Genomic DNA, 8,257 nt, shown 5'->3' with positions numbered 1-8,257 from the left:
GGCAAGACCCCCACCCCAGCCCCCCCCCCCCCCTCCGCCTCCCCCCCCCCCCCCCCCCCCCCCCCCCCCCCCCCCCCCCCCCCCCCCCCCCCCCCCCCCCCCCCCCGGGGCCCCAATACCTCCGAGGAGTAGCGCCCTTGCACTTCCACGGCTACGAGTGGGTCGGTGACGGCCGGCTCCTGGCGAAGGAATCGGAACGCCGACCGTCCAACGAAGCGGCGTTCCGTTTCTCCGACCTTCCCCCGATGATGACGGCCTGGTGGCTGCTCCGCCCCGCCTCCCAGATCCGGGGCACTTGGCGCACGTCGGCCGAGGCCGCCGACTGGCTCGCCGCACGCTACGCGAAGCACTCCCCCGGCGGTGATCCCGGGCTCCCCACCACGGCGAGACGCCATCGCGCCGCCGACCAACTGACCCATGGCTCCGACGTGGTGTGGTCCCGGTGGCTGTCCGACAGCCGTTGGTCCGGTCACTACGTCGTCGCGTGCCCCAACAAGGCCTGGCCGAACATCCCCTGCCCCGCCGAACGCGCCCTCCCCTGACCCGAAGCCCCCCGTTCGCCCGCGCCCCGGATCAGGCGGCAGCCGGAACGACGAACCGGACACCGGTGAGCCGCTCCGACAGCTCCCACAACCGCCGCCCCGTCTCGGGGTCGGCGGCCCTCGGCGCCACCCGGACGGCCTTCGGGGCGCCCCGCAGTTCGCCCCTCCCGCCCGGGCCGATGAACTGCCCGCCCCCGGCGTCCGGCGCGGTGGCGGCGAACAGCTGCGGCAGCGCGCTCTGAGCCGCCGGTTGGGCGAGCAGGCTGAGCAAGCGCCCGTAGAGCAGCTTCACCATCCCGGCACCGCCCAGCGGTTGAACGCCGCCGGGCTCGCCGCCGACCCGTTCACCACCCGCCGTCGACACCACGGGCCAGCAGCCCCTCGGCGAAGGCGCGCGCCGCCGCCAGGTCGCCGCCGTCGGGCCGGGTCCTGTTGATGCCGCCGACGAGCTTGAAGGGCAGCCAGGTGTCGTAGGCCCGGCAGGAGAAGGTGTCGGTCACCTCGAACCCCTTCTGTTCGAGCTGCCGCACGAGCGGCCGGGTGAAGGGCCGGACCCGCAGCTCCGGCAGCCCGCTGGTGGCGAACACGAACGCCCTGCCACCCTGCCGCGCCGGAACCGAGCAGACGAAGTCCCGCAGCCGCGCGTGGAACTGACCCGTGAAGATCCCCGATCCGAACCCCACCAGGTCGTAGTCGGCCAGCTCCACAGGGTCGATCTGTTCCGGCTCGACGACCCGGGCCGCGAGCACCCGGCCCATGACCTCGGCGATCCTCCGGGTGTTGCCGTGGGACACCGACGCACACACCATGACGGCCTTCATGACGCTCTCCTTCCGATCGGTCACTCCTGACAGTGGGACCGGACAGGGCGCGAGAACGTGACATCGCCCGCCCGGGAACGCCGAAGGCCGGCACGGACGGGGTCCGCACCGGCCTTCGGCGACTACCGCCCTGCCGTCACTCGTTCGGCACGGTCGCGTACTTCGCGGTGCCCTCGGCCATCTGACGCAGGGCGTCCTTGCGGTCGCGCTTGGACAGTTTGTCGATGTAGAGGGTGCCGTACAGGTGGTCGGTCTCGTGCTGCAGGCAGCGCGCGAAGAAGCCGGTTCCCTCGACCCGGATCGGCTTGCCGTCCTTGTCGACGCCGGTGACGGCGGCGTAGTCCGGGCGCGGCAGCTCGGCGTAGGCGGTCGGGACGGACAGGCAGCCCTCGTTGCCGTCGTCGAGCACCCGGCGGCGGTCGGCCGGGTACTCCTCCAGCTTCGGGTTGATGACGTGGCCGATGTGGCGCACGCCCTCGTCGTCCGGGCAGTCGTAGACGAAGACCTTCAGGTCCACGCCGATCTGGTTGGCGGCCAGGCCCACGCCCTCGGCGGCGTACATCGACTGGAACATGTCGTCGATCAGCGCGGACAGTTCGCCGTCGAACGCGGTGACGTCCTTGACCTCGCGGTGCAGCACCGGGTTGCCCACGACGGTGATCGGACGCGCGGTGCCCTTGGTGAGGTCGGGTTCGTCGCCGATCACCTTGGCGGGCGCCTCGGGCGCCGCCCCCTCCACGTCGTGCTCCTGCTCGTGGTCGTGCTGCTCCGCCATGTCTTCCGCTTCCATAGATCTACTACGTGTACCTCACCAGGGTACTCAGCAGACTTCTTCGAGATCCCGGTAAGCCCGGCTCGCGGGGGCGGCCGCGACCCAGCGGTCCAGCAGGGCGCGCACCAGGTGCGCCGGGGCGGCGATCCCGCACTCGCGCTCGACCAGCCAGGACATCCCGGCGGCGCCGCCCTGGCTGAGGTGGCTGAGGTGGCCTGGGTGGGCGGCGTCGCCGTCGTCGTGCGGGTCGTGGTGCGCGACGACGCCGTCGTCGGAGGCCATCCGGCTCTCCGAGCAGGCCCGGCACAGCAGTCGCACCGAGGAGGTCCAGTCCTCGGCGGCGTAGCCGGCGTCGGCGACCAGCCGCTCCAGCGCGTCCCGGTCACCGGCCGTGGCGGCCTGCAGCAGCACCACATAGGTCGGCACCGGGGAGGGCGCCCACAGCTCGATCTCGTCGAACACCGGGTAGGCGACGCCGTCGGTGACCCGCTCGCCGTGCGGGGCGCCGTCGTGCAGCACCACCTCGCCCCAGCGGCGGCCGGAGGACGGCAGCGGGATGGACAGCACCTCGATCCGGGCGGGGTCGAGGCGCCGGCCCCACACCACCTCGGACTCGCCGTCCGGGGACAGCCGCACCGGGGTGGTGCCGAGGTCGAGGCTGACCGGGCCGTCCACGCCGGGACCGCCGGGCAGCTTGAGCCCGTACGCCTGCCAGGCGCGGCGGGCCAGCGGCCAGTCCTGCAGGGCGGTGGCGGTGATGCCGAGGTTCCACCAGTCGGGGGCGCCGTGCTCGCGGTCCAGGAGGGCGACGGCGCGCAGGCCGGCCGAGCGGGCCTGCTCCCAGTCGCGGCGGAACTTGTGCAGCAGGGCGAGGTTGAACCAGGAGTCGGACAGCCAGGGCTCCAGGTCGGCGGCCATCACCAGCAGCGCGCCGGCGTCCTCGTAGCGGCCGTCGCCGATCAGCGTGAAGGCCCGGTCGGTCGTCTGCCGCCAGGTGGCGGACGGCCGGTGCCGTGCCCGGTGGAAGATCCTCACGTTCGTCCCTGCCGTCGTCGTCCGCTCAAGTCCCTTGGCGCGGGGCCCGTCCCGTCCTCGACGGGGTCCGGGTCCCGGTGCTCCGGGTCGGTGTTCCACGCTACGACCGCATCCAACCACGCCCGCCCCCGACCGCGCTCCCCACCGCCGGGGTTGGAGCCCGCCCCTCCCCAGCCTGCCCGCCGGAGCGCACCTCCTCAACCCCTGGCCGCGGGGGCCTGACCTGAGGCCGAGTGGGCCTCCACCCCGCCCCGGCCCGTTCGGCCCATCCCTGCGTCCTCCCACCTCTCACCGAGCCCGGCCCGAGCACGAATCCGGCCCCCGTCCGACCCCGACCGCCTTACGGAACCAGCAGCCGCCGCCCGCCGCCCGCCGCCTCAGCCGCGATCCGGCCCGCCGACCCGGGCGAGGGCGTCCACCACCCGGGCGTCGTAGACCCGGCCGCGCCCCAGCCGCAGCACCTCCAGCGCCTCCAGCCGCCCCAAGGCCTCGCCGAGGCCCCGGCCGCGGGCGGCGGTCAGCAGGTCGTCGTGGGCGTTGGCGACCCGGATGATCCGGGCGGCGAGCGGTACGGGCCCCTCGCCGCCGACCGGCCCGGCGCAGGGGTCGGCCAGCCGGGCGACCTGCTCGGCGACCTGCCGGGGCACCCCGGTGCGGCTGATCACCTCGCTGCCGAGCCGGGCGATCCGCTGCTGCTCGTCACAGGGCAGCAGCGCGGTCGCGCCGTCCGGCACCGGCTCGACCAGGGACAGCTGGCCGACGTCGTGCATCAGCGCCGCGTACTCCAATAGAGCGAGCTCCCGGGTGCCCAGCCCCAGCTCGCGGCCGAGGGCGCACGCCGTGTCCGCGACCCGGCGCGCGTGCCCGTGCGGGGTGTAGCCGGCCACCTCGGTGGCCCGTGCCAGGCTGGCGATGGTCTGCCCGGTGGTGGCCCGCACCGCGGCGGCCCGCCGGAAGGACACCTGGGCGAGCAGCAGCGGGGTGCAGAACAGCGGCAATGCCCACAGCCCGACCTCGCCGGCGGCGAGGCTGACCAGCATCCCGGTGGCGACGATCGCCGAACCGATGCCGAACAGCGAGCGCAGCTCGTCCTCCAGCGCCGCCGGGAACCGCAGCCCGGAGTCGGGGCCGGCCGTGGCGCACCGCAGCAGCGCCGCCAGGGTGGCGTCGCAGAGCGCGGCCAGCGCGGCGACGGCGGTCAGGAACGCCCCGTAGGCCGGGCCCTCGGGCGAGAACCGGTCGACCAGGCCGCCGTTGTAGAGCGGCTGGAAGACGGCGGCGGCGAAACCGACGGCGAGCAGCCGGCGGGCGGCGCCGTCCCGGCGGGCCGGGTCGGCCCAGGGCGGGCGCCGGTGCGGGCGCTCGGGGCGGTGCGGCAGGGCGAGGCCGGGCAGCCAGGCGAGCACCAGGCCGACCCCGGTCACCGCCACCACCTGGAGCGTCCCGTGCGCGGTGGGCAGCCCGCGCAGCGGCCCGAGCAGGGCGTAGGCCAGTGCGCCGGCCGCGCCGATGGGCGCCTGCTCGCGGTCACCCGGAAGGGTGATCCGGACGCATTCGCCGAGCGCGATCAACGCGGTGAACGCCAGCGCGACCCCCGGCTCCGCGACCCCGCGCAGCGCGACCGCGCCGAGCGCGAGCGCCAGCAGTGCGGCGGCGCCCACGTGCACCGCCGGGGCGGTGCGCCCACGCACCGCCCGGGCGAACGCCCTAAGGCCATGTGCGGTCCGGGCGGCCCCCGGACGGCCGGTCCCCGGACGCTCCGCGCCCGTACGGCCCGCGCCCGTACGGTCCTTGCGGTCCCGCCCCGTCCGGCCGGACACCCCGCGGTCGGCCGCCTTGCGGCCCGGCACCCGACGGCCGGGCCCGGTGCGGGCGGGGCCGGGCCGCCCCGGGACCCTCACGGCTTTCCGGCCGTGGGGACGGTCCCGCCCTGGGCGGGCACCAGTCCGGGCGCGGCCCGCACCGGTTCGGGCACCCCGAGCGGGATGTCCGGCACGGCCCGCACGCAGTCCTCGGAGTGCACCACCGGCCGCCAGTCGTGCACGGCCAGCGCGTCGATCAGGGCGCGGACCATCACCGGGTCGAACTGGCTGCCCGAGCAGCGTTCCAGCTCGGCCACCGCCTCGGTGACCGGGCGCCCCCGCCGGTAGGAGCGGGTGGAGGTCATCGAGTCGAAGGCGTCGGCGACGGAGATGATCCGGGCGAACTCGGGGATCTGCTCCCCGGCCAGGCCGCTGGGGTAGCCGCGCCCGTCCATCCGCTCGTGGTGGTGGAGGATCCCGGCGTGGGCCTCGCCGAGGAAGTCGATGCCGCGAACCAGCTCGTACCCGTACACCGGGTGGATCTCCACGGCCCGGCGTTCGTCCTCGTCGAGGGGACCGTTTCTGCGCAGGAGTTCGGTGGCGACCCCGAGCTTGCCGACGTCGTGGAGGATCCCGGCGAAGCGCAGGGTGCGCAGCCGCTCGGGCTCCATGCCGAGCTGAGTGGCGATCAGCACCGAGGCCCGCCCGACCCGTTCGCTGTGCCCCCGGGTGTACGCGTCCTTGATCTCCACGGCCTGCACCAGCGACTGCACGGTGGCCTGGTGGGCGTCCTGCTCGCGCTGGCCCTGGGCGAACACCCAGGCGGAGATGGACAGCGGCAGCAGGGCCAGCAGCGCGGCGAACGCCCCGTACGGGCCCTGCCACAGCACCGCGACCATCAGTCCCCCGGCCGCGTGCACCAGCACCGGCAGCCCGCACACCGAGCAGGCCCCGCGCAGCACCACCCCGGCTCCGCGGCCCTCGCTGAGCATCACCATCGCCCCCACCACCGCTCCGTTGACCAGGCAGAACACGGCGACGGAGGCGAAGCCGGGCAGCAGCGCGGCCGGGAAGCGGGAGCCGAGGAGGAGCTGGGGGCCGCGCAGCAGGTGGAAGGCGACGGAGGAGGCGAAGGCGCACAGTGCGAGCTGGGAGCCGTTGAACAGCTGGCGCCGGCGGCAGCCGGGCCCGGTGGGGCCGCCGAGCAGTGCGGCGGGGACGGCGACGAGGGCGGCGGCGGCCGGCGGGAGCATCAGCACCCCGGCGAAGAGCACCGGGAAGAAGGAGTTCGCCCCGGGCCGGGCGGGTGTGCGCTCGACCGGCGCGGGGCGGCGCAGCAACCGGCGCACGAAGCGCAGACAGGGGGTCGGCAGGCCTTGGGCGAGCGACTCCCAGCAGCCGTGCAGGAAGGCCAGCAGCGCGACCTTGGGCCAGTCCACCGGGTGGCCCAGCCAGCGCGGCACCCCGGGGATCGCGGCCACGGGCAGCAGCGGCAGCAGGCAGCACAGCGCCGCCACCGGAACGGCCACCAGGTAGCACGCCGCCCCCCGCGGCAGGGTCGCGCCTCCACTGTCGGTAGCGATCTCGACCTCCCCGCCGTCCGGACCCGTGTGGCCTCAGCACGCCGGAGGGACCGGCGGTGAGCGCCCGTCAGGAGGATAGGCCGCAGTCCGGCCGCGAGGACGCATGATCGCGCAATGGCGCAGTTGGCGCACCGCCAACTCACTCGAACGAGTGACGGCGCATGCGAGCAGAACGGGAGCGGCCCCGGAAGCACACGCTTCCGGGGCCGCTGAACTCCCTACCCAGACCCTCCGGCCCGCCCTCGCCGGCGGACCGGAGGACTATCGCGCCCGGGCGACGGTCGTGCCGTCGCGCGCCGGACGGCTGGTCACTCCACCTGGGCGCCGGCTTCCACCGGCGCACCGGGGCGCGCGGGCCGCTCCTCGTCCGCGCCGTCCCGCGCCGGGTGGGGCGCCGGACGGGCGGACTCGACGTGCACCTCGACCGAGGTGTCCACGGCGACCACCGGATCGCCGTTGCGCTGCCCGGACCGGATCGAGTCGATCCTCGCCAGCACCTTGCTGCGCAGGTCGGCCGGGGTGTCGTCGCAGCCGCAGGAACGCTTGATCAGCGCCTTGATCGCCTGCTCCAGCCCGTACTGCTTCAGACAGGGCGAGCACTCCTCGAAGTGCACGCGCAGCTTGGCGCAGTCCCCCTCGGGCATCTCGTTGTCGAGGAACTCGTAGAGGTGGTCGAGGACCTCGCCACATTCCGTCTCGTGCGGATCGCCGCAGCTCATGAGCCCGAGCCCTTCGCTTCCTGCCCTGCCCCGCTGCCGGCCGGGACGAGCCCGCGCTCACGGGCGTAGTCCTCCAGCATGCCGCGCAGCTGACGGCGGCCGCGGTGCAGCCGGGACATCACCGTACCGATGGGAGTACCCATGATGTCCGCGATCTCCTTGTACGCAAAGCCTTCTACGTCCGCGAGGTACACGGCGATCCGGAACTCCTCCGGAATGGCCTGCAGCGCGTCCTTCACATCGCTGTCGGGAAGGTGGTCGAGCGCCTGGGTCTCGGCCGAGCGCAGACCCGTCGACATGTGCGACTCGGCCCGGGCCAGCTGCCAGTCCTCGATCTCCTCCGCCGCGGTGCGCTGCGGCTCGCGCTGCTTCTTGCGGTACGAGTTGATGAACGTGTTGGTGAGGATGCGGTACAGCCAGGCCTTGAGGTTCGTGCCCTCGCGGAACTGGTGGAAGGACGCGTACGCCTTGGCGAACGCCTCCTGGAGCAGGTCCTCCGCATCCGCCGGGTTGCGCGTCATGCGCAGCGCCGCCGAGTACATCGGATCCAGGTAGCCCAGGGCGTCACGCTCGAAGCGCTCCCGCCGGGTCTCCTCGGACTCCTCCGCGGACACGCGGAAGGTGTCCTCGCCGATCGCCTCGGCCAGCTCCTCACCGGTGAGCGCCTCGCCCGTGGGCAGGGCCTCGTCCGGGCCACGGCCCGGGTCGGCCTCGTGCTCGGTCCCGACGACCGGACCCACCTCCTCGGCATGACGGGTACGGCCCACGGCGGGCCGCCCAGAAATGGAGGATATCGGGCTGACGGGCTTCTCGCCCGCGTCGATCCACTCCGACCAGGAGGGGCCGAACGCCGTGGCGGCCTCGCGCTCCTCAGGCCGTTCGGGGCACGCGATCGAACCCATCTGCCCTGCCTCTCACCGGTGACTGTGCTGACGCAGACGACAACCACCCGGGCCACGCCCGCATTCCCGCCCCCGCATCCC

General features: G+C 74.5%; 9 protein-coding genes. 1 reads left to right on the top strand and 8 read right to left on the bottom strand.

Features of this window, described 5'->3' with window-relative positions; translation table 11 throughout:
* The first annotated feature begins 137 nt into the window (after positions 1-137).
* Positions 138-542, top strand: a complete 405-nt coding sequence (locus ACZ4WV_RS02065; RefSeq protein WP_465741843.1) for a hypothetical protein — start codon at positions 138-140, stop codon at positions 540-542.
* Positions 543-573: 31 nt separating this feature from the next.
* On the opposite strand, the gene ACZ4WV_RS02060 is transcribed toward ACZ4WV_RS02065, so the two are convergent.
* The 8 genes from ACZ4WV_RS02060 to ACZ4WV_RS02025 all read right to left on the bottom strand — a co-directional run bounded on the left by ACZ4WV_RS02060 (position 574) and on the right by ACZ4WV_RS02025 (position 8,176).
* Positions 574-837 (bottom strand): hypothetical protein, encoded by a 264-nt coding sequence (locus ACZ4WV_RS02060; protein WP_465741841.1) that lies wholly within the window; start codon positions 835-837, stop codon positions 574-576.
* A gap of 49 nt (positions 838-886) precedes the next feature.
* The gene (locus ACZ4WV_RS02055; protein WP_465741839.1) at positions 887-1,363 is read right to left on the bottom strand and encodes a flavodoxin family protein; all 477 of its coding nucleotides are present in this window, start codon (positions 1,361-1,363) and stop codon (positions 887-889) included.
* Between the two features lie 136 nt (positions 1,364-1,499).
* Positions 1,500-2,138 (bottom strand): peptide deformylase, encoded by a 639-nt coding sequence (gene def / locus ACZ4WV_RS02050; RefSeq protein WP_465741837.1) that lies wholly within the window; start codon positions 2,136-2,138, stop codon positions 1,500-1,502.
* Positions 2,139-2,183: 45 nt separating this feature from the next.
* A complete protein-coding gene (locus tag ACZ4WV_RS02045; RefSeq protein WP_350746919.1) occupies positions 2,184-3,170 on the bottom strand; it encodes a tetratricopeptide repeat protein in 987 nt (328 codons plus the stop codon).
* A 377-nt stretch (positions 3,171-3,547) separates the two neighbouring features.
* Positions 3,548-4,861, bottom strand: coding sequence for an HD-GYP domain-containing protein (locus ACZ4WV_RS02040; protein ID WP_465741834.1), 1,314 nt, complete (start codon positions 4,859-4,861; stop codon positions 3,548-3,550).
* A gap of 206 nt (positions 4,862-5,067) precedes the next feature.
* Positions 5,068-6,501, bottom strand: coding sequence for an HD-GYP domain-containing protein (locus tag ACZ4WV_RS02035; protein WP_465741832.1), 1,434 nt, complete (start codon positions 6,499-6,501; stop codon positions 5,068-5,070).
* A gap of 362 nt (positions 6,502-6,863) precedes the next feature.
* Positions 6,864-7,274, bottom strand: a complete 411-nt coding sequence (gene rsrA, locus ACZ4WV_RS02030; RefSeq protein WP_465741830.1) for a mycothiol system anti-sigma-R factor — start codon at positions 7,272-7,274, stop codon at positions 6,864-6,866.
* Positions 7,271-8,176 carry a sigma-70 family RNA polymerase sigma factor gene (locus ACZ4WV_RS02025; protein ID WP_465741828.1) on the bottom strand — a complete coding sequence of 302 codons (906 nt, stop codon included), beginning with the start codon at positions 8,174-8,176 and terminating at the stop codon, positions 7,271-7,273. The genes rsrA and ACZ4WV_RS02025 overlap by 4 nt, the downstream gene beginning before the upstream one ends.
* Positions 8,177-8,257: the final 81 nt, after the last annotated feature.

It is taken from the genome of Kitasatospora sp. NPDC029312 (genome assembly GCF_055569215.1).
This window is presented reverse-complemented; position numbering and strand designations above follow the sequence as displayed.

Coding starts and splice junctions, on each gene's coding strand:
- ACZ4WV_RS02060 (WP_465741841.1), bottom strand. CDS start 837: ATGGTGAAGCTGCTCTACGGGCGCTTGCTCAGCCTGCTCGCCCAACCG.
- ACZ4WV_RS02055 (WP_465741839.1), bottom strand. CDS start 1,363: ATGAAGGCCGTCATGGTGTGTGCGTCGGTGTCCCACGGCAACACCCGG.
- def (WP_465741837.1), bottom strand. CDS start 2,138: ATGGCGGAGCAGCACGACCACGAGCAGGAGCACGACGTGGAGGGGGCG.
- rsrA (WP_465741830.1), bottom strand. CDS start 7,274: ATGAGCTGCGGCGATCCGCACGAGACGGAATGTGGCGAGGTCCTCGAC.
- ACZ4WV_RS02025 (WP_465741828.1), bottom strand. CDS start 8,176: ATGGGTTCGATCGCGTGCCCCGAACGGCCTGAGGAGCGCGAGGCCGCC.